Origin of the sequence: Serratia sp. PAMC26656 (assembly GCF_016469055.2) — a bacterium.
In the GTDB taxonomy this organism is placed as follows: Bacteria; Pseudomonadota; Gammaproteobacteria; order Enterobacterales; family Enterobacteriaceae; genus Serratia; species Serratia plymuthica.
In genome coordinates, this window is record NZ_CP150486.1 from 2,688,598 (window position 1) to 2,715,003 (window position 26,406).

Annotated in this window: 21 protein-coding genes; 10 read left to right on the forward strand and 11 right to left on the reverse strand. The window is 52.9% G+C overall.

The genetic code is table 11. The annotated features are described in order from the left end of the window. Position 1 precedes the first annotated feature (1 nt). The 6 genes from JEM67_RS13735 to JEM67_RS13760 form a co-directional block, all read right to left on the reverse strand. The gene (locus JEM67_RS13735) at positions 2-2,143 is read right to left on the reverse strand and encodes a hypothetical protein (RefSeq protein ID WP_199635821.1); all 2,142 of its coding nucleotides are present in this window, start codon (positions 2,141-2,143) and stop codon (positions 2-4) included. Positions 2,144-2,164: 21 nt separating this feature from the next. Next, complete coding sequence (locus JEM67_RS13740; RefSeq protein WP_199635822.1) at positions 2,165-3,595, reverse strand: hypothetical protein; 1,431 nt, start codon at positions 3,593-3,595, stop codon at positions 2,165-2,167. After that, the gene (locus JEM67_RS13745; protein ID WP_199635823.1) at positions 3,595-5,346 is read right to left on the reverse strand and encodes a hypothetical protein; all 1,752 of its coding nucleotides are present in this window, start codon (positions 5,344-5,346) and stop codon (positions 3,595-3,597) included. Before JEM67_RS13745 ends, JEM67_RS13740 begins: the two co-directional genes overlap by 1 nt. 4 nt (positions 5,347-5,350) lie before the next feature. After that, positions 5,351-6,958, reverse strand: coding sequence for a hypothetical protein (locus tag JEM67_RS13750; protein WP_199635824.1), 1,608 nt, complete (start codon positions 6,956-6,958; stop codon positions 5,351-5,353). A gap of 85 nt (positions 6,959-7,043) precedes the next feature. Continuing rightward, positions 7,044-7,568: a hypothetical protein gene (locus JEM67_RS13755; RefSeq protein WP_199635825.1), complete on the reverse strand. Its 525-nt coding sequence runs from the start codon at positions 7,566-7,568 to the stop codon at positions 7,044-7,046. A 628-nt stretch (positions 7,569-8,196) separates the two neighbouring features. Then, positions 8,197-9,120 (reverse strand): LysR family transcriptional regulator, encoded by a 924-nt coding sequence (locus tag JEM67_RS13760; RefSeq protein WP_199635826.1) that lies wholly within the window; start codon positions 9,118-9,120, stop codon positions 8,197-8,199. Positions 9,121-9,223: 103 nt separating this feature from the next. On the opposite strand from JEM67_RS13760, the gene JEM67_RS13765 reads away from it, so the two are divergent. Next, on the forward strand, positions 9,224-10,426 hold the full coding sequence (locus tag JEM67_RS13765; protein WP_199635827.1) for an MFS transporter: 1,203 nt from the start codon (positions 9,224-9,226) through the stop codon (positions 10,424-10,426). A 209-nt stretch (positions 10,427-10,635) separates the two neighbouring features. Here the strand turns inward: JEM67_RS13765 and JEM67_RS13770 are convergent, their stop codons facing one another. Both JEM67_RS13770 and JEM67_RS13775 read right to left on the reverse strand, forming a co-directional pair. Next, the gene (locus tag JEM67_RS13770; protein WP_199635828.1) at positions 10,636-11,505 is read right to left on the reverse strand and encodes an NmrA/HSCARG family protein; all 870 of its coding nucleotides are present in this window, start codon (positions 11,503-11,505) and stop codon (positions 10,636-10,638) included. Between the two features lie 27 nt (positions 11,506-11,532). Continuing rightward, entirely contained in the window at positions 11,533-12,468 is a 936-nt protein-coding gene (locus JEM67_RS13775) for an NADP-dependent oxidoreductase (RefSeq protein ID WP_199635829.1), read from the reverse strand. A gap of 102 nt (positions 12,469-12,570) precedes the next feature. On the opposite strand from JEM67_RS13775, the gene JEM67_RS13780 reads away from it, so the two are divergent. Then, positions 12,571-13,446 (forward strand): LysR family transcriptional regulator, encoded by an 876-nt coding sequence (locus JEM67_RS13780; protein ID WP_199635830.1) that lies wholly within the window; start codon positions 12,571-12,573, stop codon positions 13,444-13,446. Between the two features lie 82 nt (positions 13,447-13,528). Next, a complete protein-coding gene (locus JEM67_RS13785; protein WP_199636096.1) occupies positions 13,529-13,882 on the forward strand; it encodes an MmcQ/YjbR family DNA-binding protein in 354 nt (117 codons plus the stop codon). 197 nt (positions 13,883-14,079) lie between these two features. Here the strand turns inward: JEM67_RS13785 and JEM67_RS13790 are convergent, their stop codons facing one another. Beyond that, complete coding sequence (locus JEM67_RS13790; RefSeq protein ID WP_199635831.1) at positions 14,080-15,186, reverse strand: ABC transporter ATP-binding protein; 1,107 nt, start codon at positions 15,184-15,186, stop codon at positions 14,080-14,082. 365 nt (positions 15,187-15,551) lie between these two features. Between JEM67_RS13790 and JEM67_RS13795 the strand changes: the two genes are divergently transcribed. The 6 genes from JEM67_RS13795 (at position 15,552) to JEM67_RS13820 (ending at position 22,828) form a co-directional block, all read left to right on the forward strand. Further along, positions 15,552-16,787 (forward strand): extracellular solute-binding protein, encoded by a 1,236-nt coding sequence (locus JEM67_RS13795; protein WP_013812867.1) that lies wholly within the window; start codon positions 15,552-15,554, stop codon positions 16,785-16,787. Between the two features lie 165 nt (positions 16,788-16,952). Next, positions 16,953-18,260 carry a carbohydrate ABC transporter permease gene (locus JEM67_RS13800; protein WP_199635832.1) on the forward strand — a complete coding sequence of 436 codons (1,308 nt, stop codon included), beginning with the start codon at positions 16,953-16,955 and terminating at the stop codon, positions 18,258-18,260. Positions 18,261-18,264: 4 nt separating this feature from the next. After that, positions 18,265-19,116, forward strand: coding sequence for a sugar ABC transporter permease (locus JEM67_RS13805; protein WP_037430937.1), 852 nt, complete (start codon positions 18,265-18,267; stop codon positions 19,114-19,116). A 4-nt stretch (positions 19,117-19,120) separates the two neighbouring features. Next, positions 19,121-20,326 carry a glycoside hydrolase family 53 protein gene (locus tag JEM67_RS13810; protein ID WP_199635833.1) on the forward strand — a complete coding sequence of 402 codons (1,206 nt, stop codon included), beginning with the start codon at positions 19,121-19,123 and terminating at the stop codon, positions 20,324-20,326. A gap of 51 nt (positions 20,327-20,377) precedes the next feature. After that, positions 20,378-22,438, forward strand: coding sequence for a beta-galactosidase (locus JEM67_RS13815; RefSeq protein WP_199635834.1), 2,061 nt, complete (start codon positions 20,378-20,380; stop codon positions 22,436-22,438). Positions 22,439-22,507: 69 nt separating this feature from the next. After that, on the forward strand, positions 22,508-22,828 hold the full coding sequence (locus tag JEM67_RS13820; protein WP_199635835.1) for a glucose PTS transporter subunit EIIB: 321 nt from the start codon (positions 22,508-22,510) through the stop codon (positions 22,826-22,828). 144 nt (positions 22,829-22,972) lie between these two features. On the opposite strand, the gene JEM67_RS13825 is transcribed toward JEM67_RS13820, so the two are convergent. Then, positions 22,973-24,238 carry a maltoporin gene (locus JEM67_RS13825; protein ID WP_199635836.1) on the reverse strand — a complete coding sequence of 422 codons (1,266 nt, stop codon included), beginning with the start codon at positions 24,236-24,238 and terminating at the stop codon, positions 22,973-22,975. A gap of 266 nt (positions 24,239-24,504) precedes the next feature. On the opposite strand from JEM67_RS13825, the gene JEM67_RS13830 reads away from it, so the two are divergent. Further along, entirely contained in the window at positions 24,505-25,578 is a 1,074-nt protein-coding gene (locus JEM67_RS13830) for a LacI family DNA-binding transcriptional regulator (protein ID WP_199635837.1), read from the forward strand. A 29-nt stretch (positions 25,579-25,607) separates the two neighbouring features. Here JEM67_RS13830 and JEM67_RS13835 read toward each other — a convergent pair whose 3' ends face one another. Continuing rightward, complete coding sequence (locus JEM67_RS13835; protein WP_199635838.1) at positions 25,608-26,225, reverse strand: TetR/AcrR family transcriptional regulator; 618 nt, start codon at positions 26,223-26,225, stop codon at positions 25,608-25,610. Positions 26,226-26,406: the final 181 nt, after the last annotated feature.

Sequence of the window (26,406 nt, forward strand, 5' to 3'; positions counted from 1 at the left end):
ATCAGTAAGTCACCACCACGATGGTGCTGGTTCCTGTCACATCCTTCTCGACGGTTTTTTCCAGATTGTCAGCCCCGTAATACACCGTAGAGACGTAATGGATCTTCACCTCATTCTCTTTATCCGCCTGCATCAGGTCGAAGGTCAGATACTGGGTGAGGGACTTGGAGTCAAACTCGGTCAGGGCCAGGGATTGGGATTGCGTAAAGTCCCATTTCGGGTAATACACCACCATTTCATAGGTGATCAGGGTGATCTCTTTCTGAGTCGGTTTGAAGATAATGGTGTACTTCTGCGATTTCGGCAGGGCATTGGCGACCAGGATCTGGTGGCCACGGATCAGCCCATAGCCCGGTAGCTGCGGGCTGGTCTCAACGCCGCTGGGGATATAGGTCAGGCTGTCACCATCCAGGGCATAGTAATCGGTGGAGAAATAAATCGGTTTATCCACCTCGACGCCAATCGGGTAAATAAAGGGTTGAGGCGGAGTCGATTCACTGACTACCTGGCTGTTGGTCTTGAGTTTGACGCCCTTATCCGGATCGGAATATTGCGTTTTGATCACCACCTGGCTGAAAACTTTCCAGCCCATAGGATCGAGCAGCGTAGCAATGTCGGCATAAACGATGCCGCAGTCGGCCACGTTGATGGAGATAATCAGATCCTGATCGCTCTGAAGTTCGCCAGAGTGGTAGGGCTTGGCCTGCATACCGGTGAAGTTGACGGTATAGGAATATTTAAATGCACGGCCCAGCTCGGGTTTGATAAACCATTTGCCGGTTTTTTTCGCTTCGCTGTCGCCAGGGGAAAACTGCAGAGTGCTCTGATTGTCTTTGTCGTAGATGGCGGTCACCACGATATTGGCCACGTTGTATTTCGCCAGGTCCTGAGTGACAAAAAACTCGGGCTGAATGTACTGATAGAAAGGATCGTTGAGATCGTACTCTTTAAAGTAATCTTTCAGATTGGCTTCGCCGACGATGGATTGGATAGACGGCAACTGGGTCTGGGGGGCGATGGAGAAAGAGACCACCGAGTTTTCCTCATAGACGCGGGTAAAACTTTTGGTTTCGCTGAGGCTGGATTTGAATTTATCAAAGCCGTCGGCGTCATTAAGCAACTCGAGGCTCATGTCCAACCCGGTTTGGCTACTTAAAATCTGCTCTACCTGTTTTTGCCCCCAGGCGGCCAGCCCCTCTTTCCATTTATTGTATTGTTCCTGCGTCATGCCCATTTCATCGTAAGAGAGCCCGGTCTGAACATCGACCTTGATCGCGCCTTTTTCGATATATTCGCGCTCAATTTTTTTCTCATCGGCCGACCAGGTGTGGTAGCTGATGCTTTGCGTTACCGACTTGGTGATCTCGCTATCGTAGCTGACGGTGACTTTGGCCGCCGGCAGGGAAGCATCCAGACTGAAATCGAAGCGAATGCCTACGCTGGAGTTCGTATCGGTACCTTTCAACACCTGTTCGAACAGGGTGGCGCCTTCGCCTGTGAGTGAAAGGCTGAAAACGGTATTGTTATCCCCCAGGCCTGATGGCGACACCGTGGTGGGGATTTGGCGATAGAATTTCTCGTTGCTGTCCAGAATCAATGAAGCCTGTGCCGAGGTGAGTCTCGGGACTTCCAGCTTGATTTTTGTTGGCGTCAATTCATGCACGAATTGGTCATTGCCTTGGTTGCTGTCATATAACGCGACAAATCTGGCAGCCTGATCGTCATTTAAACCGGTATTGCGCAACGCGGTATCCATGGCTGCTTTTTTGGTCGCATTTTCGGGATCGGCCACCGAGGCCTGCTCGGCTTGAACATACTTGACGATCAGGGTGGATTTCGCGATCAGCGGCTTTTTAAGCTCGCCGAGCAACTCGATGCTGATCTTGTCTTTCATCTCCGAATCAGGCTGCGGCAGCATGACGGTAAATTGCGCATAGCCGCCCTGGGTGTCTTCACTACGATACTTGTAGAACATGAAATAGGGGCTTTTGGTATCCCTGGCGACAAACACCGGGATCTCCGGCACCACATAGTAAATATTCTTATCAATGCTGTCGCCATAACAGGTAAAGGCATATTCCTTAATACCCAGATACTTATCCGTAGCGATCTTGACCGATTGCTGCAAAGCGGTGGTTAACATAGGGCGTTCCTCTTGTTTATGTCACTTGTTGTATTGCAGTTTGACGGGGCTGACGGTGGCCTGTTGTGGGCCAGAGTCGTAGGTTTTGGGGAACAGCGACGAGGTTTTTCCTTGCCAGCGGTAATCGATTCGGCCATTTAGTCCGGCTGCATGGGCATTGATCCACCAGTTGGTCTGCCATTGCTGGTTGACAAACGCGAAGCTGAAGTTTTGTTTTTTAACCTGGCCGGCAGGGACATAAGTGGCCGTGCCGTTAATCGATTTAAAGCCGTCCTTCAGGTGCCCGGCTTCAAACAGTACGCTGTAAAAGCCCAGGTCTTGAGGGGTGAGTGCGACTGCGTCTTGCCAGCCGAATTGGCTTTCATAACTGGAGTAGTCGGAAAACGTCACTTTGAGGGTGATGTCGTCGACCGTCGTTTCGGTTTTTAAGATCACCGGCGGGAAATTGGGCCACTGCATTGGCGTTTGCTGGCCCGCCCAACGCAGTTCGATAGACATAATGTTGAAACCGTTAGGGTTGAACCCCAGGCTGACCAAGCACTGGCGGTGCTCGATGGGTTTGTCCGGTCGGCTGGGTTCCGGCAACGGCGTTGGCGTAAAGGTGATAATGCTGTCGGCGGGCAGTTGGCCGAGCAGGGTGGCGATGTCTTGTTGCTGTGCCAGCAAATAGCGTTGTGGCACGCTGTTGCTGTAGCTGACGTCATAACTGAGCTTGTTGGGGATCTCATCTACCGAGTGGATATTGCGTAACGTGTTGCTGACCAGTTGCGACGCGGTTTTCACCAACGAATCCCTTACCAGCTGACGGGTCTGTTCCGAGGGGGTATTGTCAAACTGCTCCAGGAGGGTGATCACGCCGGCGTCGATCTGCTGGTTGAGCAACAGGGCGATAGCCTCCGGTTGGCGCGCCTGTTCGTTGAAGGCCAGGGTTAAAAACGCGACCCAGTTCGCATCCAGGCTGGCGGTGGCGCGGCTGCTGACGCTGAACTGACTGTGCGTGACCAGGTAAACCTGGTTTTTGGCCCCGCGAATGGCGTTGTCCAGCAGGCCGGCTTCGGCGTGGGTCAGCGGCATTTTTGACTGTTCGAACTCGACGTTATAGCTGTCTGACTCCGGCTGGCGGACAAAGCGCAGGAATAACGATTGGCGAATATCGCCTTGCGCCAGGCTGATTTTTCCCGGTGCCGGGATGAAATGCTGGCGGATGTAGGCTTCGATCGCCGCTGTATCGACCGGCATGTTTGGCGCGATAAAGGTTGCCAGGCCCCCGCCGGGGCTGGTCAGCAAATGCAGCGCGCTGACTTTGCCTGCCGGGGTGTCCAGCACCACCTGCGGGGTAAAGCTGCCATAGGTGTAGCACTCCGATGGCAAGGTTTGATCGTGAAACGCCAAGGCTCTGCCGAGCAGGAAAAAATTCTGTAAGGTTTGTTGGGGATTCAAAGAGTCAGTCATTATTTTTCACCTTCGATATCAATCGTTTGATCGCCGGTCACATAGGGCGACCATGAGCCCGTAGAGGTTTTGTAACGAAATCCGGCAGCAAAAATAGAGGTGACATTCCATTGATATCCGAAGCTGTCCTGCTGGTGGGTAAAGGTATGCTCCGACGTTCGGGTTTCGTTTTGCGGTTGAAAGGTCAACACGGCTTTAAGCATTTCGGCGGGCAGATGAACGGTGATACGCGCCCGCTGCGAACCAAACTGCGGGAAACTGTAGGCACCGATGGTGGTGGCCTGGGTTATTGGCATAGGGAGCGGCACGGCATCGCTGCCGGACAAGGAATAAGCCGTCGCATCGGCATAGGTATCGTCACCGAGGATCGGGCAACTGAAATAGGGCGTTGCCGCCGTTAACGCCAGGTCCTGCCGCCAGCCGGCAGAGTGATAAAGACCGCCAATCCGGCTTTGCTGGGCAAAACCCGGGTCAATGCCGATGGTCAGGAAATCGCAGGGCAGCGCGGCGTAATCCAGTACCAGAGCGCGATTATCACTGCGCCGCACTTCACTACTCAGGGTGCGATAAGCGCCATCCTGCGGGTAGTTAACGCGGATTTGGTAGAGGAACGCTTGCTTGTCCAATGCGCTGTTATGGAACCTGAAGGTCAATCGACTGCTGTCAGGAACCAGTAATTGTGTTTGCGTCTGGTCAAGCGGGTAAATATCGCCCGCCGGCACGGTGAGCTGAATGTCGATAAAGACGTTACTTTTCAACCCAAGCGGGAAGGCGTAAAAGACGTCGATCTCCAGTTCGCCTGCCGGTAATGGCGGGGCGGTGGTGCGATGGATAATGGTATCGGGTGAGACCTTGGCAATTTGCTGTGCTGCGGCAAAAGGATCCAGCAAAAAGCAAAGCGGCCGCCGGCTAAGTACTACCCTATCCAGATTGAAGATCTCCCGGCCGCCTTGCGTCGGCAGGCTCAGGCAGACCATGGCCACGTTACTGGCCGGTGGGCCGACGTAAGGCGAGCCCAGCTGGTTGCAGAGTCGATCAAGAAACGCCTGGATGAAAAGCAAGGTTTCCTCGGGGGCGTTAATCGGTAGCGGCGGGGTGATTTTCAGCGGCAGCAGCGCGGCATTCTGGTACAGGTATTGGGTCAACAGACCATAGTCGAAGGCTACGCGATCGCCCTCAACGGGGTACGCGCCTTTGACCCCGGCGGCCAACTCGCGCATCAGTGCTTTGGGATCAAACTCGATGGCATAGGCGAGGCGTGGCGATACCCCTTCGACAAAGCCGTCCAGCCGCGCATTAAAGCCGAGGGTGTCATCGAGCAGCGTTTTCTCAATGAGTTGGGTACTGGCCGAATTCAGCAAAATAATAAACTGGATGCACTGTGCCGAATACCAGGTGGCATCATAGCTTTGCCCGCTCAGGGTGCTGTGATACTCGACAGGCACGTCAAACCCCAGGCTGCCGGGCAACACCGGCAGCACCCTTACGGCTTTATCCGGGTATTGCTGTTTGAAGTCCGCCAGGCTTTGCTCGCCGGCAAACTGCAGTTCGGTGGTGAAGTTCAGCCAGCCATAAATGCTGTCGGTGCTGACACTGCGGACAATATCCAAAGAGAAGGCCAGTGGGTCTGCCGCCAAAATGCTGACGGATTCTGGGTATAGGAAATAGGCATCATTTTGCTGATAGGTGGCGATAAACCTTTGGCTACCGGTGATGATAATTTCCTGAAAATCCGGATATCCTTGGTACATGATATTACTTACCCGCCAGATTGAGATGGTTTTGGTAATCCTGATGCCATTCTTGAGGCAGTTTGCTCAGGATATTGACCGGTCGCTGATGATATTCATCCTCACAAACCCTTTGCATCAGGTTATCGCCGACCAAGATGCCATTGGCGTATAACGTATTATTGTCGTAAGGCAGCTTGTCTACCGGCGTATCTATCGGTAATTGCAGGTTATAAACCTTAATGTCGCCTTCTTTTTGCACCAGGCTGACAATTTCAGCCTCGCCATCCAGCGTAATAACCCGGCTGGCGTGATTGAGCTCTCGCGCCATGACAATGCCTGTTGATGTGATAAAAGGGTGCCCAAGGCTGGCGGTAATGTTTTTTATTTTATTACTGTTATCCCGCAGGGTGATCTCAACATAATGGCGCTCATGCCCGGTAGTGATGGCATCAATCCTGAGTACGCGACCATTACGCGTTTGTATATATTCGCCGGTGCTAATATCGGTAATAATTTTCTCGTTGCCATCCTGCATCAGGATTTTTGTATTCTCACCCAGACAGCCATAAACGATGCACATGGGTTTTAACGGTGCGGTATTTAAAAAACGTTGGTCCGGCTCAAGGTTCTTGGGTGCATTGGTAATAAATGCAACGATGTTTCTGCCCTCGACGTTCAGATTAACTCTGAATACATAATAAACCCATTCGCCAGATTCAAAATCAACTTGATTGAATTTTAACCAGTCAAGATCCCAGGAGAGGGTATCGCCATTAATTTGGGTGTTGGACGAGTTAAAAATATTTAAATCGCCATAAGGTGTTACGGGATCGCCACCGGCACGGGTGCGGATCAGATAAATAACATTCTTTGCGTTTACCGGCTGGCCTGCATTAAGATCTATTTTACCGTTATAGGTGATAGTGCCTTTAATTGGCACCCTGACGGTACCGTCACCGTCGTACCCATAACGATAGTCACAGTCTGGCGCATCACGGGTTAAACAAATCTTTATTGCGTCCTGGTTATAGAGACTGCGCGGTGAATCATTGTAAATACTTTTAGGGTAACTTTGCGTAGTAATAATTTCCGCGCCATAAAAGGTATTTTGGTCAATAGTCTGCGCGAAGGTATAAATGACCGTGACCGGAAAATCACCGGTGAGCTGGCTTTGCGGATAATCGCCATTCGCGGTGATTGCGCAATCTGCGGTGTAAACGTAGGCCTTGTTGGCTGTCACCTGGCCAACATTGGTCGCCTCGGCGTCAAACAGCCCGAGGGTCTGCGTCACATTGCTGGCAGAAACCGGCAAGGAGCCAATAGCATCTGCGCGATAGCTTCTGCCGTCGATGGAGTCCAACCGCACTATGCTGTAGACCGGTTGGGCATGGCCGTTGCCAGCCTCGCTCAGCCGGCCTGCAGTGCGTTTACTCTGTTTCGATTGTTGCCAGACTTGGGAGAATTGCGGCGAAGCACCTGGAGTGATCCCCGCAAGTCTTAGTTGGATATCGTAAAAATCGACCAATAATGGATTTCCGGGCTCAATAATAAATATGCCGGTATTGCCATACTGATTGATAACCGCTTTAACGATATTCTTTTCATCGGACGTATAATTTTGCGAAATCATAATATCAGGAACCCAATAAAATTCTGGCACTGTCGTGCGAAAGTATCGATGGATAAAATAATTGGCGACAGATAGGGTTGTGGATTTATTTACAGGTTTCTTTGCAATAGGAATAAATGGCGCTCAGACTGTCGGAACCAAGATAGGCTTCAAATTCACCCTCGGTCGGATCGATATTGGGGTCCGCGGTCATACTGAAAAGTTCTTGAGCAAACATGTCTTTGGTGGCGGAAGGTTTATTTTTAAAGTAGGCCTTTAATTTTCCTTTACTCACTTTGCGTATCCATGCGAACTCACCGCCAAGGGTGACCTGACCGGTGAAGATGAAGTCGTTGCTGGTATAAACGCTGATATCATTGGGATAAGCCTGATAACGAACAACCTGATTGACTTCAATATTCTTTAGGGTTTCTTCCCAGGTTTCTCTTTTTATCACGTTTAAGGCAAAGTTCTTGCCGTCAACCGGACCGTCTTTTGCATCTGCCGTCCCCCCAAATAACATGGGGCAACCTCTGGCGAAGCCGGTGGCTTTCAAACCTAACAGAATAAAGTCGTTATTCCCGACAGCTTTTGGATTGCTGTCAAGAATGACGTATTTTTTAATAGGCATAATCAGATCCTTATACGCTTTTGAGTATAAAAATAGAATATATTTGCTGGTCGGGAGCGGTGATTTACTCACCTTCAACAATAGCAATGGCGACTAAAAAATCAACTGACACATAAAAATAAATGAAGTATTTTTTTATTGATGTTGAGATAATCAAGCAAATCACGACGTTGAAAAAACAAATGACAAATCTTTTAAATAATCAAAAAAAGAGGATGCGATAGTTCTGTTTTTGTTAAATTAGCGTGTTAGCCGTATCAAATCAATACATTGAAAAACGCCCTTGTTTGAAAGGGGCGTGTGGTCTGTCATTAACCGTAATTGTTAGCACCGTAATCAATCTATTGCTTAGGGATTTACTTATTAATGGCAGTAATGGAAATGAGTTTTAACAGAAGAAATAGCGATGATAATACATCAACAATCATATTTATTCCAAGCTAACTATATGCAGGTGCAATGAGCGGTCAGATCCTTTCGAACCGTAAAAACTCACCGAAGCGAGCCAGATCCCGGCTCGATCATGTCAAATTTCCCAGCCGTGGAGCCGGAAGATCACTGTGGATGAACCTTCTATAGACAGGGGGCAGTTTTGATATCGAAAATTATTGTACGTTAAGCCTGTTTTTTAACCGCAATCCGTCGAGGGTATATGACTCAATCTCTGATGTATGAAATCAATGAGCGCTCTTGTTTTAGCGGGCAAATAACGCCGATCTGAATAAAGTGCGAACAATTGCAATGGGGCTGCCGATTGTTCAAACTCAACCTCGATTAACCGTCCATCGCTAATGTAGGGTTGGCAGGCTTGTTTCGATAGAATTGCAAAACCGACACCGGATACGGCAGCTCGTCCTGCCATCTCTCCGCTGTTTACCCGATAATGCCCTTTAACCTTAATGGTCTCGAATCCCCCCTTTTTATTGACAAACTGCCAGGGAGCACCTTTCAGTGCACTTACCGTTGTAATACAGGGTAATTCTTCAAATTGCTGGATATGAGAAGGGGTGCCATAACGCTGAATGACGGAGGGGGCTGCAACAATGGTGCAAGGGATAGTCACCAGATGACGGGCTATGTAGTCACTGTCATCCATCTGACCACGGGTAATAATGACAGCTAAATCCAGATCATCTCGCAGGGATTCGAAACCTGACAAATTTGTGACACAGCTGATCTCCAGGTCCGGGTACTGACAGGCGAAATCGGCAATAACAGAACCCAGCAATGCAGGACCTATTTCATTGGGAATACAGATACGTAATGGGCCCCTGAGTTGCATTTGCCGCAACGTTAATTCTGTCTCAGTTTGCTCAAGCGCCTCCAGTAATGGCTTCGCTCGAGTATAGAGTAGGTGCCCCGCCTGGGTGAGTTTCATATGTCGGGTGCTGCGCTCAATGAGCTGAAGATTCAGTTTTTCTTCTAACTGAGAAATACAACGACTCACATTTGATGTCGGCATTTCGAGGACTTTCGATGCCCCAACAAAACTTTCTCTTTCAACCACCGCAATGAACACTTTCAGGGTATTAAAATCAAGAGCCGAACGCATCAACTATCCCATATATGATAATAATAAGTGCCATTTTTACCATGTAATGAACACCATTGATAGCGGTTAAACTCGGATATCTTTCATCCATAGGTTACTTGCTATGCCACTGGTCACACAGACGTTTAATCATAAAGCCCTCATGCGGATAGCCATTGCAATGGCTTTTATCCAGTTCACTAATGCGCTGGAATATATGGTGTTCAACCCTGTTTTTGCTTTTATGGCAGCAGATTTCGCAGTTCCCGTATCATTCTCAGGCTATGTGTCCGGTATGTACACATCTGGTGCAGTCCTTTCGGGAGTTATCGCCTTTTACTGGATTGGTCGTTTCAATAAGAAACGTTTTTTAATCGCCAATATGGCACTATTAGGTCTACTGACACTTTTGACGACATTCACCTCCAGTTTTAGTCTTCTGCTTACACTACGATTCTGTGCAGGGTTGGTTGGAGGGACGACAATGGGTGTGGGTATAAGCATATTGATAAACAACGCGCCGACTAACTTGCGCGGAAAAATGTTGGCGACGGTGATTGCGTCATTTTCGATGGTAAGCATTGTGGGAATGCCCACTATATTATTTTTGTGTGCAAATTATGGTTGGCACGTTGCTTTGTGGTTAATAAGCACACTTTGTTTATTGGCATTGCCACTGATTGTATCCCTCATACCCCAAGACCCGGTCTCTTTCGACAGGCTCCGCACGCAGCCTCTTGATGTGGATACTTTACTGTTCGCCTCCAGTAATGCGCTTGTACAGTTTAGTCCAATGCTGGTCATTCCTATTCTGGTACCATTAATGACACAGCAGTTGGGCGCTTCGCAAGACCTGTTGCCTTGGCTGTTCTTCGGCGGGGGTGTTACAGGTTACCTGTCTACAAAAATTACAGGCGTGTTAACCACCCGTTTTTCTGCTTTGATTCTGGCTACAGGGTCGACCATAGTCTTTATACTGAGTTTGCTAATACCCATCCTGGGCTATCAGCATGCAGCGTTATTTATTACTTTATTTCTCGGTGCATCTTACAGTCGTCTGGTTTCATCTTCAGCGGTTACGATTCAGTTTCCTGATGACAGGCAACGAGCTGGATTTTCTTCATTACAGACATCAATCATGTATCTGATTACAACCGTCGCATTTTTCCTGTCCGCTTTTCTATTACCTGATCATGGCATGGCACCACAAAATGTGAACAAGTTGCTGGCGGTATGTGCAATTTCCGCATCAGGGTTCCCAATTATCGTTATCATTCTGCAAAAGAAACTGGCTAAACGTGTTCATCTGTCAGCAATCTCACCCTAACTTTCAGATTTATGGCGTCGTAATTTTTGCGGCAGTTGCCGTATCGACATTAACGTTTTGATAATGACATCCTGAGTCTTATTCCCTTAAGAACACGGATCCAGCATCGATTGCCGCATCGCATTCCATGGTTTTAGCCGTTATTAAAACAGAGTTCGATGAAGGGGCGGCGCACTGCCAGGCAGTAAACCCGCCCCTTTGTCTGGTTGTTAACCCCCGGCAACAGACTCGCGAACGAAGTCTTCATAAGTGCGCAGCGGGTGCCCGATAATAGTCTGAAGCTGTTCTACGGTTCCTTCAGCGGCTTGCATGCCGAACGCCTGGATGCCTGCCATCATCAAACGCATGTCATAAGCCAGCCAACTGGGGCTGTATGAAGTGAGTTGGCCTTCGAAAGCCGCGACGTCATCCCCCCCGTATAGGATCTCCCGACCCAGGGCAGAACTCCATATTTTCGCTACGGACGCACCGGTAAGCGGTTGCGGCCCAATCAACTCCAGCGTTACGCGTTCTTGCGCAGACGATGCTCTGTCGCGTCGCAGCAACTCAGCCACGGCGACATCCGCGATATCTCGCGCATCAATCATTGAGACGCCTGCCGAGCCGATTGGCATCGGATATACCGAGTAGCTCTCAATCGTCTGTTGAACCATGTGGTCGTTTTGCATGAAGTAAGCCGGGCGCAAAATGGTTGCGGAAATGTCGTGGCTTTCGATCATGCGTTCAACCGTGTGCTTGCCGGTAAAGTGCGGGACGTTAGTAAACTTGTCGGCATGAATCACCGACAGGTAAACGATGCGCTCGATGCCCGCCTCGCGAGCGAGGTTCAGCGCGATCAGGGCTTGCGTAACCTCGTCGGGCGTAACCGCATTAATCAGAAACAGCGTATGCACGGATGACAGCGCGGCGCGCATCGAGGCGACATCGGTGAGGTCTGCAACGACTTCAGTGACGCCTGCCGGGAACGCACGCTTACCTGCCTGGCGGACAAGGGCTTTGACCTCGGCGCCTGCGTCAGCCAGGCCCTGAGTGATGAGTGAACCAATAGTGCCGGTGGCACCGGTAACGAGAATGCTCATGTTTGAAACTCCTGCATAGGTATAGGGTTAACGAGAGAAGTCCGCAACGACCTTGCCGGTCCGTGAAAGGCTACGATTGCGTTCGATTGCTGCGGGAATATCAGCGAAGCCCACTACGTCGCCAATTCTGGACTGAAGGGTGCCGTCGGCGACTTCTTTGGCCAGTTTTTCCAGCAATTCGGGATCGGGTTTATTCATAAACCAGAGCCCCCGGCGGTTTTCCGGCGTGCGGGTCAGAATGTCCGGGGACGACGTACCAATCACTACGCCGTCCTGAGCCAGTACCTGCCAGGAACGGTCCAGCACTTCACCCCCGACGTAATCGAGCACCAGGTTTATGTCCCTGGCGATGTCCTCGAAACGTTGAGAGCGGTAGTCGATGACACAATCGGCGCCGAGGCTGCGCACAAAGTCCAGATCGGCCGTGCCCGCAGTCGCGAAGACTTCGGCACCTGCCCGTTTGGCAAACTGCACGGCGTAGGCACCCAGTCCACCGGCCGCGCCATGAATAAGGATTCGCTGGCCCGGAGAGAGCGCTCCTGCGTGGTGTAAGCTATTCCAGGCCGCGACGGCGGCTACGGGGATGGCGGCGGCATGGACATCGTCCAGACTCTCGGGTGTCGGGGAGAGGTTTGCTTCATCGATTGCCGCGAATTCGGCGTACGCACCCAGTCCTGTCATTGCGCCCATGACGCGGTCGCCGACACGGAAGCGAGAGGCATCGGAGCCGACAGCCTCGACAACCCCTGCCATCTCGGCGCCCAGGATGATGGGGAAGGGAAGTGGAAAGGCATTTCGTACCTGGCCTTCACGAACTTTCCAGTCAATACCGTTTACGCCAGCGGCCTGAACCCGAACCAGAACCTGGCCTTGTCCCGGTGTCGGCTTTTCGATCTCTGCCACTTCTGCGGCATCGGCCCCGCCGTAGTGACGGATCAGTACAGCGCGTTGTATGTTGTTCATTGCAGTTCCTCGTATCTCGTTCTGATAACGAGACAGTATTCCGTTGCAATAAAAAAACAAAGAGCATAAAACGTAGACACCTTGTTTCAAAAATGGAACACCATGAACCTGAACGCGCTGTCTGATTTTATCCTCGTCGCAACGAATGAAGGGCTGGGGAAGGCAAGCCGTGCGAGCGGCATTTCCAAAGCCACGCTATCGCGACGGATCGCCGATCTTGAGGAGCAACTGGGTGTGAGACTGATCGAACGTAGCGCTCGCGGTTTGAAGCTCACCGAAGCCGGCGAAATGCTGATGTCCCGAACCGAAGGTCTGCTGAATGAGGTAACCGAAGCCATAACGGCGGTCGGTGACGGTGTTTCGACGCCTCGCGGACGTTTGCGTGTAGCGGCACCCGTTCTGTTTTCCCAGCTTTCGATGGGGCGCATTGGTGCGGAATTTTGTGCGGCCTACCCGGAAATTGAGATTGAGATCGTGGCGGAAGATCGCATGGTGGATCTCGTCGAGGAACAATTTGACGTTGCCATTCGGATCAACCCCAGTCCCGACAGCAATTTAGTCGGGCGGTGTTTCGCCAAAGACAGGCTGGTTGTCGTGGCCGCACCTGAAATACTCAAGCCGACACCCGGTGCAATTAGACCCGTTCCCAGCATCGTAACCTCGAGTTTCCAGCCTACGCACTGGAGTCTCGATGGAGGGCAACTGGTCCTGGAGCCGATCCCAAAGCTGCGCTTCTCTTCGTTGCTGATGGTTCGGGATGCCGCTATTGCCGGCGGTGGTGCTGCCCTCATTCCTCAGTCCATCGCATGGAATCAGCTTGCCCGTGGCGATTTGATTCAGTGGGGCACGGTGTCGGGCGCAGATCGAGCACTTTGGGTATTGCATACCTCCAGGCGGCTTGCTGCGCCAAAGGTTCGCGCCTTCGTCGATTTCCTTTGCGCCAGATACCCGGATATGTCGCTGGTTCTAACGGGGTGACGTTACAATACTGATGAAGCATCGCGGACAGTAAAGACAGGTATCGAACGCTTTGGTCATCTGGATAAATAAGGAAATTATGATGAAGAGAGAGACATTATTCAGTTACGCCCGGGAACATTTTAAATCTGAGCCGGAATATCTCTGGCGTAACCTGCCGGGCTATGCCGTACTTCGCCATCATGACGGAACCAAATGGTTCGGTCTCGTGATGAATGTCTCCGGTACAAAGCTGGGTCTGAAGACGGATGATGTGTTGGATGTCCTCGAAGTGAAAGTCAGGCCGGAGTACATCGGTTCATTGCGTAAAAAAGACGGCATTTTGCCCGCTTACCATATGAACAAAGAGCACTGGGTTAGCGTGCTTCTTTCCGGGCCGCTAACGCCAAAGGAAATACATGAGCTGCTTGCTGACAGCCATGATCTGACATCCTGACAACATAATTCAAAAAACAAGATTCGCGTGATATCGCAGAGATCGCGGTGGCTGCACTGCTGCGTCGCGACAGGGCATCAGATGTGTTCGATAGCGTGGCTACCGGCAAGGTGTAACCGGGCTTGTCGCGCGGCGATCGCGGGTCTCTCTTGCGATCACCGCGCACTGCCGATGATTTCTTGCCGGATGGAGCAGGTTCAGGATTGCGGAATGACGATATCGGCGCTGATGCGCGCGCCGTCGGCATCAAACACCAGGCATTGTTGTGCCTGGAATCCCGGTTGCAATTTTTGGTAGGGCCGGAAATTCGCATCGCCGGGCAACAGCATTTTAAAACCATCGTGGCCGTGGCATTGGCCGAACAGATAGGTGTTGTTGCCGAGCCGTTCGACCACTTCGCAGTGGAAATCCAGGCGTAACGGTGAATCTGAGTGGGTTGTCAGGTGCTCGGGGCGAATACCCAGCGTAACCGGCTCGCCGGGAGAGATCTGCAGGGTGGAGAGGGCGAGGGCCAGGGTTTTGTCTGAGCCTATGGAGACGGTCAGTAGCTCTGGCGTCCAGCTCACCACAGTGGCCGGCAAAAAGTTCATCTTCGGCGAGCCGATAAACCCGGCGACGAATTTGTTGATCGGGTTGTAATACAGCGCCATCGGCGCGCCCATTTGTTCCACCTTGCCGTAATTCATGACCACAATCTTGTCGGCCAGCGTCATCGCCTCAACCTGATCGTGGGTAACATACACCATGGTGGTTTTCAGCTCCTGGTGCAGCTTGGCTATATGTAAGCGCATATCGACCCGCAGCTCGGCATCCAGGTTGGAAAGCGGTTCATCAAACATGAAGACTTTGGGATTGCGCACGATGGCGCGCCCGATAGCGGTACGTTGGCGCTGGCCGCCGGAAAGCTGTTTGGGTTTTCTGTCCAGCAGATGGGTCAGTTGCAGGGTTTTTGCCACCATCTCGATCTGATGGCGGATCTCTTCTTTCGGCGTCCCGTTCACCTTTAATCCATAACCCATGTTTTCGGCGACGGTCATGTGCGGGTAGAGCGCGTAGGACTGAAACACCATGGCTACGCCCCGGTGAGCGGGTGCCACATCGTTAACCCGTTCTTCGCCAATCAGGATATCCCCGTCGCTGATCTCCTCCAGCCCGGCAATCATGCGCAACAGCGTAGATTTACCGCAGCCTGACGGCCCCACGAACACGGCGAATTCCCCGCCTTTAATCTCAAGGTTGATATTGTGCAACGTCACCGTTTTACCAAAACGCTTGGTGACATTCCTCAGTCTTATGCTGGACATCTTGTTGATCCTCGGAAGTTATCAATAGGCAAACCCTGTCAGGGCGTCTTCTGGCTGTTACTCTTGTTTGTATGTAATACGTATAACAAATATTTTCTCATCGTCATAACGGCCAGAACGTCTTGAAAAGACTATAACTGCGCTGGATTTCAAGCCATATCACCGGTTTTCATTTCTGCAATAACGATCACACAATGGTGATAATTGTATAGAGTTAGCGTGGTTCTCAGCGTAGCGTATAACAAGCCGAGGCAATGACCAGGTTATCGCATTACACGTTGTAATACTGAGCATTGTGCCAGGCCTGAAGCATCTAATCCCAAAGTGATAAAACAAAAATGTAATACCTTCACATGAGGTGGGTAATGAAAACCAAAACAATCACTGCTCTGGTACTGGCCACATTGGCGGCCAGTCAATATTCCGGTTTCGCCCTCGCAGCGGCAGGCCAACAGCTTACCGTCTGGGAAGACATCAAGAAGTCCGACGGCATCAAGGGTGCCATCGCCGATTTCGAAAAACAGAACGACGTGAAGGTTAACGTGCTGGAAATGCCGTTTGCGCAGCAGATTGAAAAGCTGCGGCTGGACGGCCCGGCCGGTATCGGCCCCGATGTGCTGGTGATCCCTAACGATCAGGTGGGGGCCGCGGTGGTGCAAGGTTTGTTATCGCCGATAAAGCTGGATCAGGCCGCAGCCGACGCGTTCACCAAGCCGTCCATCGGCGCGTTCACCATGAATCAAACGCTGTACGGCGTACCGAAAGCGGTAGAAACGCTGGTGCTGATTTACAACAAGGATTTGCTGCCGCAGCCGCTGGCTAATCTGGATGCCTATTACGATTTCTCCAAACAGCAGCGTGCGGCGGGCAAATACGGCCTGCTGGCCAAGTTTGACCAGATTTATTACAGCCGCGGCGCGATCGCCGGCATGGGCGGTTATATCTTTGGCAACGACGGCAAAGGCGGGTTGAATCCGTTGGATATCGGCCTGAACACCCCCGGCGCGGTTGAAGCCGTCAGTTACCTGAAAAAATTCTACGCCGATGGCCTGTTCCCGGCGGGCATCATCGGCGATGGCGGGTTGAACGCTATCGATTCCCTGTTCACCGAGAAGAAAGCCGCAGCGGTGATCAACGGCCCGTGGGCCTTCCAGCCTTATGCCGACGCGGGTATCAACTATGGTGTAGCGCCACTGCCAACCTTGCCGAACGGCAAACCGATGAACTCTTTCCTGGGCGTGAAAGGCTACGTGGTCTCCACCTGGAGCAAAGATAAGGCGTTGGCGCAGAAGTTCATCGAGTTTATCAATCAGCCGGCCTACGTGAAAACGCGCTATCAGGTGACCAAAGAGATCCCTCCGCTGGTGGCGATGATTGACGATCCGCTCATCAAGAACGACGAGAGAGCCAGTGCGGTAGCCATTCAGGCCAGCCATGCGACCGCCATGCCGGGCATTCCTGAAATGCAGGAAGTCTGGGGGCCGGCCAACGCGGCGCTGGAACTGAGCATGACCGGCAAACAGCCGCCAAAAACGGCGTTGGACGATGCCGTCAAACAAATCAAAATGCAAATCGAAGCGATGCAGGCCAGCAACCAGTAACCGAGCCAAAGTTGTCTTTGAACCCGAGATACCCGGGCCTAGCGCACCGAGGGGCACTCCGGCGGGCAAGCCGCTACGACCCCTACGGCACGCTCTCCCTAATAACGGGCTTTGCCAGCAGTCTGCAACGGGAGGTCTCCTCCCGTTTTCAAGAAGGAGCAGTGTGTGATTGTCACTCCAAGTGAAAAGTTGTCCGCCGACCGAGGCCGATACAGCCATTCCGTGGGGGCGCTGATATTGGCGCTGATCCCCGGGTTTGGTCAGTTCTATCATCGCCAATGGGCGAAAGGGCTGATCTTTCTGGTGCTGCTCAGCAGCTTTGTCGGGGTGACCTGGCAGTTCCTCACCGAAGGGCTGTGGGGGCTGTATACGCTCGGCAGTGAAGTGCCACGCGATAACTCCATTTTCCTGTTGGCGGAGGGGATCCTCAGCGTATTGGTGATTGGCTTTGGCCTGGCGATTTACGGCCTGTCGATACGCGACGCCTGGGTGAATGGCAGAAAGCGTGATGCCGGTATGGCGCTGAACAGCGTGCGCAAGCAATACCAGATGCTGCTGAGCGAGGGCTTTCCTTATCTGATGATCACACCGGGGTTTATCCTGTTGGTGTTCGTGGTGATCTTCCCCATTTTGTTTGGCTTCTCTATCGCCTTTACCAACTACAACCTGTATCACACGCCGCCGGCCAAGCTGGTTGACTGGGTCGGGTTCAGGAACTTTATCAATATCTTCACGCTGTCGATCTGGCGCTCCACCTTCTTTGACGTGCTGCAATGGACAGTGGTCTGGACGCTGTTGGCCACCACGCTGCAATGCACGGTAGGGGTGATGTTGGCGATCCTGGTCAATCAGAAGGATTTACGTTTCAAACCGCTGATCCGCACCATTTTCATTTTGCCTTGGGCGGTGCCGGGCTTTGTCACCATTCTGGTGTTCGCCGGGATGTTCAATGACTCGTTCGGGGTGATCAACAATGCCATTCTGGCGTTTTTCGGCATCGCACCGAAAGCCTGGATGACCGATCCGTTCTGGACCAAAACTGCGCTGATCATGATGCAGACCTGGCTGGGCTTCCCGTTTGTGTTCGCCATGACCACCGGCGTGCTGCAGGCGATCCCGGATGACCTGTACGAAGCCGCGACCATGGACGGGGCGAGCACCTGGACCAAGCTGCGCACCATCACGTTGCCGCTGGTGCTTTACTCGATTGCGCCGATCATCATCACGCAATACACCTTCAATTTTAACAATTTCAATATCATCTACCTGTTCAATAACGGCGGCCCTGCGGTGGCCGGCTCCAACGCAGGGGGGACGGACATTCTGGTGTCCTGGATCTATAAGCTGACGATGTCGTCTTCGCAGTACGCCATCGCCGCCACCATCACCATTCTGTTGTCGATTTTCGTGGTGGGCATCGCGCTGTGGCAGTTCCGCGCCACCAATTCGTTCAAGAACGATGACGCGGCCTAAGGGGATAGCAATGTCAAAGAGCATCAAGAAAGAGAAGTGGGTGCGTTTATCGCTGTCCTGGCTGGTGATTATTCTGGTGTCCGCCATCATCATCTACCCGCTGGTGTGGACCGTCGGCGCGTCGCTCAATGCCGGTAACAGCCTGCTGAGCAGCTCGATCATCCCGGAGAACCTGTCGTTTCAGCACTATGCCGACTTGTTCAACGGCAAGGTCAATTACCTGACCTGGTATTGGAACTCGATGAAAATCAGCTTCCTGACCATGGTGCTGACGCTGATCAGCGTCAGTTTTACCGCCTATTCGTTTTCACGCTTTCGTTTCAAGGGGCGGCAGAACGGCCTGATGTTGTTCCTGCTGTTGCAGATGATCCCGCAGTTCTCCGCGCTGATTGCCATTTTTGTGCTGTCGCAGCTGCTGGGGCTGATCAACAGCCATATGGCGCTGGTGTTGATCTACGTGGCGGGGATGATCCCGATGAACACCTATCTGATGAAGGGCTATCTGGATGCGATTCCGAAGGATCTGGACGAGTCCGCCCGGATGGACGGCGCCGGCAACTTCCGGATTTTTATCGAGATCATCATGCCGCTCTCCAAGCCGATTATCGCCGTGGTCGCGCTGTTCTCGTTTACCGGCCCGTTGGGGGATTTCATCCTCTCCAGCACCATTTTGCGTACCCCGGACCAATATACGCTGCCCATCGGCCTGTATAACCTGGTGTCGCAAAAGATGGGCGCCAGCTACACCACCTACGCGGCGGGAGCGGTGTTGATCGCGCTGCCGGTCGCCATCTTATACCTGGCCCTGCAAAAGTACTTTGTTTCCGGCCTGACCTCTGGCAGCACAAAAGGATAATGCGATGAAAACATTCAAACCGGCTTTATTAAGCCTGTGCCTGGCGGCCGGGCTGTTGTCCGCCACGGCGTTTGCGGCGGACAGCGTCATCATCAAACCGCTGAGCAATGTTCCGACCGGCTTTATCAAGGGCGTGGATATTTCTACCTTGGCGGATGTGGAGCAGCATGGCGGCAAGTTCTACGACCAGAACAACGTTCAACAGGATCCGCTGGTCATCCTCAAACACAATGGCGTGAACTATGTGCGTCTGCGCCTGTGGGTCGATCCGCAAGACAGCGCAGGCCAACCTTATGGCGCCGGCAATAACAATCTCGCCACCACGTTGGCGCTGGCCAAGCGCGTCAAGGCGCAGGGCATGAAGCTGCTGCTGGATTTCCATTACAGCGACTTCTGGACCGATCCCGGCAAGCAATTCAAGCCTAAAGCCTGGGATAAAATGAGCTATGACCAGCTGAAAACGGCGATCCACGACTATACCCGCGACACTATCGCCAGCTTCAAGCAGCAAGGCGTGTTGCCGGATATGGTGCAGATCGGCAATGAGATTAATGGCGGCATTCTGTGGCCGGAAGGCAAAAGCTGGGGCCAGGGCGGCGGGGAGTTTGATCGCCTGGCCGGGTTGCTGAACGCGGCGATCGCCGGGCTGCGGGAAAACCTCGATTCGCCTTCACAGGTGAAAATCATGCTGCATTTGGCCGAGGGCACCAAGAATGACACTTTCCGTTGGTGGTTTGACGAGATAACCCGGCGCAATGTGCCGTTCGATGTCATAGGTTTATCGATGTACACCTATTGGGACGGCCCCATTTCAAAGCTGCAAACCAATATGGACGACATCAGCAAGCGGTATAACAAAGACGTGATTGTGGTTGAGGCCGCTTACGGTTATGGCCTGGAAAATTGCGACGATACCGACAACAGTTTCTCCGCCAAAGAAGCGCAGGATGGGGGATACCCGGGCACCGTTCAGGGGCAGGCCGATTTTATTCGCGATCTGATGCAAAGCATCATTAACGTGCCGGCTAACCGTGGCAAAGGCGTGTTTTATTGGGAGCCGACCTGGATCGCCGTGCCGGGCGCCGGTTGGGCTACGCAGGCCGGGATGAAATATATCGGTGAATCCGGCAAGGATGGCAACGCGCGTGAAAACCAGGCGCTGTTTGATTGCCGGGGTAAAGTGCTGCCTTCATTAAAGTCATTTAATTAATTGCGCCGTCCGTAATAAAGAATTTCAGTAATTATTTTCTAAGGAATTATGATGAATAAATTTCCTCTTTTGAGTGCAAAGGTGCCTGGCCTATTGCATGGAGCAGACTACAACCCGGAACAATGGGCTAATTATCCGGGCATGGTGGAGAAAGATGTAGAGCTGATGACGCAGGCTAACTGCAATATTATGTCGGTAGGGATATTCAGCTGGTCGAAGCTTGAACCTGAAGAGGGTAAATATCAATTCACTTGGTTGGACGAGGTGCTGAATAAGTTATATGTGCAGGGTATTCACGTATTTTTGGCTACGCCAAGCGGCGCGCGTCCGGCGTGGTTGTCGCAGAAATACCCGGAGGTATTACGCGTGGGGCGCAATCGGGTACCCGCGTTGCACGGTGGCCGACACAACCATTGCCTGTCATCCCCGGTATATCGGCGCAAGGTGAATGAGATCAACCGGGAGTTGGCTCAGCGCTATGCGCACCACCCGGCGGTGATCGGCTGGCATATTTCCAACGAATACAGTGGCGAGTGCCATTGCAGCCGTTGCCAGAGCGATTTCCGCGATTGGCTGCAGCAGCGTTATCAGACGCTGGATCGGTTGAACGAGGCCTGGTGGAGCGATTTCTGGAGCCACACCTACAGCGATTGGTCGCAGATTGAATCGCCTGCGCCGCAGGGTGAGGTGTCGATTCATGGTCTGAACCTGGACTGGCGGCGTTTTTGCAGTACCCAGGCCACCGATTTCTGCGCACAGGAAATTGCGCCGCTGAAGGCGGCCAATCCAGACTTGCCGGCCACCACCAACTTTATGGAATATTTCTACGATTACGATTACTGGCAGATGTCGAAAGTCATCGATTTCATCTCCTGGGACAGCTACCCGATGTGGCATAACCGGCAGGACGAAACCGGCCTGGCCTGCTATACCGCCATGTTCCACGACCTGATGCGCAGCCTGAAACAGGGCAAGCCTTTTGTGCTGATGGAATCGACGCCGAGCGTCACCAACTGGCAACCGATCAGCAAGCTGAAGAAACCGGGCATGCATATTCTCTCCTCACTGCAGGCGGTTGCGCACGGAGCGGATTCGGTGCAGTACTTCCAGTGGCGCAAAAGCCGCGGCTCGGTGGAGAAATTCCACGGCGCGGTGATTGACCACTCCGGGCGGCTGGACACCCGCGTCGGCAAGGAGGTGAGCGAGCTGGGCCGGTTGTTGGCCGCCATGGCACCGGTCGCCGGTAGCCGGGTCGAGGCGCGGGTGGCGATTATCTTCGACTGGGAAAGCCGCTGGGCGATGGACGATGCCCAAGGGCCGCGCAACGCCGGGCTGCATTACGAGCAGACGGTGGTGGAGCATTATCGTCCGTTCTGGGAGCAGGGCATTGCGGTGGATATCATCAACGCCGATTGCGATCTCTCTGGTTATAAACTGGTGATTGCGCCAATGCTGTATATGGTGCGCGAAGGTTTTGCCGCGCGTGCGGAAGCCTTTGTCCGGCAGGGCGGGCAGTTTGTCGCCAGCTACTGGAGCGGCATCGTCGATGAAAGCGATCTGTGCCATCAGGGCGGTTTCCCGGGGCCACTGCGGCCGCTGCTGGGGATCTGGGCGGAAGAGATCGACAGCCTGACGGATGACGAGACCAACAGCATTCGTGGCGTGCCGGGCAACGAGCTGGGTTTGCAGGGCAGTTATCAGGCGCGCCACCTGTGCGAGCTGATCAACCTGGAGGGCGCCACCGCGCAGGCGGTCTACGGCGGTGATTTTTATGCCGGCCGCCCGGCGTTGACGGTCAACCGCTTTGGCGACGGCAAGGCGTGGTATGTCGCTTCGCGCAACGATGCCTCATTCCAGCGTGATTTCTTTATGGCGATAGCGCAAGAGCTGGCGTTGCCGCGCGCACTGGACACGGCATTGCCGCCGAGCGTGACCGCACAGCGGCGCACCGACGGTGAATCCGAGTTCATTATCGTGCAAAACTACAGCGACAAGGCAAAAACCGTGGCGTTGCCGGTGGTGTATACCGATATGTCGAATGCCAAGACTCTACAGGGCGAAATGACGTTGGCCCCCTGGGGCTGCCGCCTATTGACCCGCAAGTTGGCCTAGTTTCTTTCCCTTGCGCCCGTTCAGTCGAACGGGCGTTTTTTTACGTCTGTATCTTATGAGGAAATAACCATGGTCAGTTTAAAAGCCTTTACGCATTATTTCTCGCACCCGAAATCGCCAGTGGAAGATAATAGCGTCGACATGCCGTTTTTAGAAACGCTGATGCAGCATTTGGGCGGCCGAGAAAATATCCAGCATGTCGATGCCTGTATTACTCGCTTGCGTGTAACGGTAACGGATTTAGCCAAAGTCGATACGGAAGGATTGCAACAGTCGGGAGCGCTGGGGGTGATTATTATTGGTCAGGAGGTGCACGCGATATTTGGCAAGCAGTCAGATAATTTGCGTAAATTATTGGCGGAGCGTTTTTCGGTTAATCATCAGGAATAAAAAATAATTGGTAACCCCCCAAAAGGGGGTTACCAATGGACGACCGCAACCGGAGAGCATCGTCAAAGACACAGAAGATAATGATGAGAGGATTAAGGTACTGCCAATAAGCCAAGAGCCGTTATTTACCCTGAGTTGTGCCTGTTACCACCAGGCTTCAACCTGCACGCCAAAGTTCCAGGTATTGCTGGCGGTGCCGTCCTTGAATGAATTGCCTTGCTCTGAATCATTGAGATAGGAGGCGTAGACGCGCAATTCAGGGCGGGACATGAATTCCGGCCCATCCGCCAACCCCAGCGCCAAGGTGTACTTTTCGCCGCCTTGCTTGTAGTGGCTGCCGTCTTTGTGATCATCTTTCTGGTAGAAAGCGCCGGCTTCGCCAATGCCGCGTACGTACTGCGTGAACTGATACTGTGCCCGGCCCACCAGAGAGAGCAGGTTACTCTTGTCGATCGCATCGCTGAGATCGCTGGCGGAACCCCAGGTCAACACGTGGTTAAGGGAGAACTTGTCGGTAATCGGGATCAGGCCGGTATTGATCACCCGGTAACCTGTGGCATCGCGGGTGTTGTTCCAGACGTCATACCAACCGCCGCCCTGAGACACCATGTTCTGCGCCAGACCCTTGGTGGCGTACTGCAACACCATTTTGTTATAGCCGCCCAGCATGTCCTGGCTGATCTCGCCGGTCAGCATCACGCCGTTTTCCGCGTCGTACAGGCCGCCGTACTCTTTTTGCTTGTTGGTCGGGTTCGGCATCGCATAATCGATACCAAACTCGGTCCAGGCGCCGGTCCACGGTTTCCAGCCGGCATAGCGCAGGTCGAGATAGTTGATGTTGAGGTCGTTATCGTTGTCGACACGGTAATCCACGTCGTTGCCGTCACCGCGGATCCAGGCTACGGAGATGGCGCCCGGCCCAAAGGAGAGGTTTTCCACCCCGGCACCCGCGCCGGATATGTTCCAGTATTTGGTATCGATGATGTGCAGGTCATGGCGCTGATAGTAGCGCTTGCCGCCCCAGATCACCGCGTTAGGGTCGCCCGGGATCAGCCCTTTGATTTGCAGATTAAGCTGACGCAACCCGAATTCGGCGTCATCCCCCAGCGTGGTTTCACTGTCGTTTGAGCCGTCCGATACCATGCTGACCATAGTGTCGAGATAGAAGCTGACGTCGTTCTTTTTGTAGACTTCGCTGCCCAGTTCGATTTCACCGTAGGTGTCGGATTCGTTGCCCAGGCGGCCAATTTTGTTCTTCTGCCATTCTTCTAACCCACCATCCTGGGATACCCCGACACCGGAGCGCAGATAGCCATGGAAATCGATCCCTGGTGTTTCGGCGGCAAAGGCAACCGGTGAGGAAAGCGCCATCGCCAAAGCGACAGACAATGTGCGTAGTCTTGTTTTCATGTATGCCTCATTATGTTTTTGTATTACGTTCACATCCGCGCAGCAATAGAATGGCTAATCATGACAACACACAATCGCGTTATTGATTTATTGTGATTTAGTGCAAATAAAACAGCAGGATTTGTAACGGTTAGTGAGACAGATCACTAAGACTGGATATGTGAACGAATAACTTTTCTGGAAATTTGATGGATGTGATCGGGGTAACTATGCGGTGAGGGGGGCGCCTGTTACAATCAGTCCAGAGCAATCACAGGGAACGGATTATGAAGTCGAAAAGCACCACGTTAGAGGATGTTGCCCGCCATGCCGGCGTGTCTTACCAGACGGTTTCACGGGTGTTGAACAAGTCAGCCAATGTCTCTGAAACCACGCGTCGCAAGGTTGAACAATCTATTGAGCTCCTCAGGTACGTGCCCAATCGTCTGGCGCAGCAGTTGGTGGGCAAACAGAGCCGAACGGTGGGGCTGGTCACCATCTCCCTGGCTTTGCATGCCCCTTCGCAGGTGGCGGCGGCGGTAAAACGTTACGCCAATGCGGAAGGCTATCAGGTGCTGATTTCAATGATTGATGAGAACGTCAATCATGGCATTCAGGACTCGATCAACGATCTCAAGTCGCAGCGGGTAGAAAAAGTCATCATCAACGTACCGTTGGAGACGACGGTGGCGGAAAAAATCGCCGCGGACAACGATGACATTACCTGCCTGTTCCTCGACGTTGACCCTTACAGTTCAGTGTTTAACGTTTCTTTTAACCCGGCCGACGGCACCCGTGCCAGCGTCAAGTATCTTTACGAGCTGGGGCACCGCGACTTTGCCTTGCTGGCTGGGCCGCAATACTCCATTTCGGCCAATTTGCGCCTGAAGAACTGGCAGGATGCGCTGCAGGATTATGGCCTGACGCCGGTCACGGTGCTGCACGGCAACTGGGACGCGCAAAGCGGTTACGCCGGCGCATTGCAGATGCTGCGCGAGACCCCTCATTTCTCGGCGGTGCTGGTGGGGAATGACCAAATGGCGCTCGGGCTGCTAAGCGCCTTCCATCAGAACCAACTGCCGATACCGGGGCAAAAGTCGGTGATTGGCTATGACGATGCTTATGAAAGCGCCTTCTTCTACCCGGCGCTGACCACCGTCTCGCTGGATCTGGATTTGCAGGGCAAGGAAGCGGTCAGGAAGGTGCTCAACACCAGCGAGAACGAGCTGTCGCGTGCGTCATCGATTCTGTCGGCAAAGCTGGTGATCCGTAATTCCACCGGGCCACGCGAGCATAATGACAAGGATTTGAAGCAGATTGCCGAACAGCTGCGCCTGTTGGCGCAACGCCTGGAGCAGTGATCGCGGCCAGGCGCTGTTCGACATCGGTATTATCCGGCTCCGGTGTTTGCGTCCCAAACTGCCAGCAAGGCAGTTGCGGCGTTATCGAGCACCGAATGACCGACACCGTCGCGCGCCAACGTCGAAACGCCCAGCAGGAAGCTATCAAACAAAGTGGCGAGGGCTGCAGCGTCGGTATCCTTGGCCAGTTCGCCGCCGGCGATGCCTCTTTCGATGCAGCGCATAAAACCGTTCAGCGTACGCAGGCGCGAATCGGCAAGCGGTTTCAGGACCGCCGAATGCTCATCCGTGCCACCTGTCATTACGCTCAATGCAACCATGCACCCCTTGGGATGTTTATCTTCACACTGCATCTTCACCGAGCGGCGCAGCGAGGTTTCAATCGCCTCTCTGGGCGGCAGGGAGTTATCCCAGAGCGCATCATTGACCCGCCCATAGCTGTTGAGATAGCAGGCAACCGCTTCTCTGAACAGCGCTTCTTTCGAACCAAAGGCGGCATAAAAACTGGGCGCGGTAATGCCGCCGCCAATGTTCGCCTTAAGCTGAGCCAGAGAGGTGGCCTCATACCCGTGTTGCCAAAACAGATGCAATGCCTGCTGAACGGCCTCGTCGCGGTCGAACCGGCGAGGGCGACCCATTTGTGCCATGGCTGACTCCATGTTTGTAAGTTACATACCGATCAGTATAAATCTTGTTGACACTCAGATGATAGCTCCTTAGCATAATTATACCACTCGATACATAAATCAATTCCAGTGACGTACTGACCGAAATGCACCCTGGCAAAAGAGTGCATTTCGCTGTCGCCTATATTTATACCGATCGATA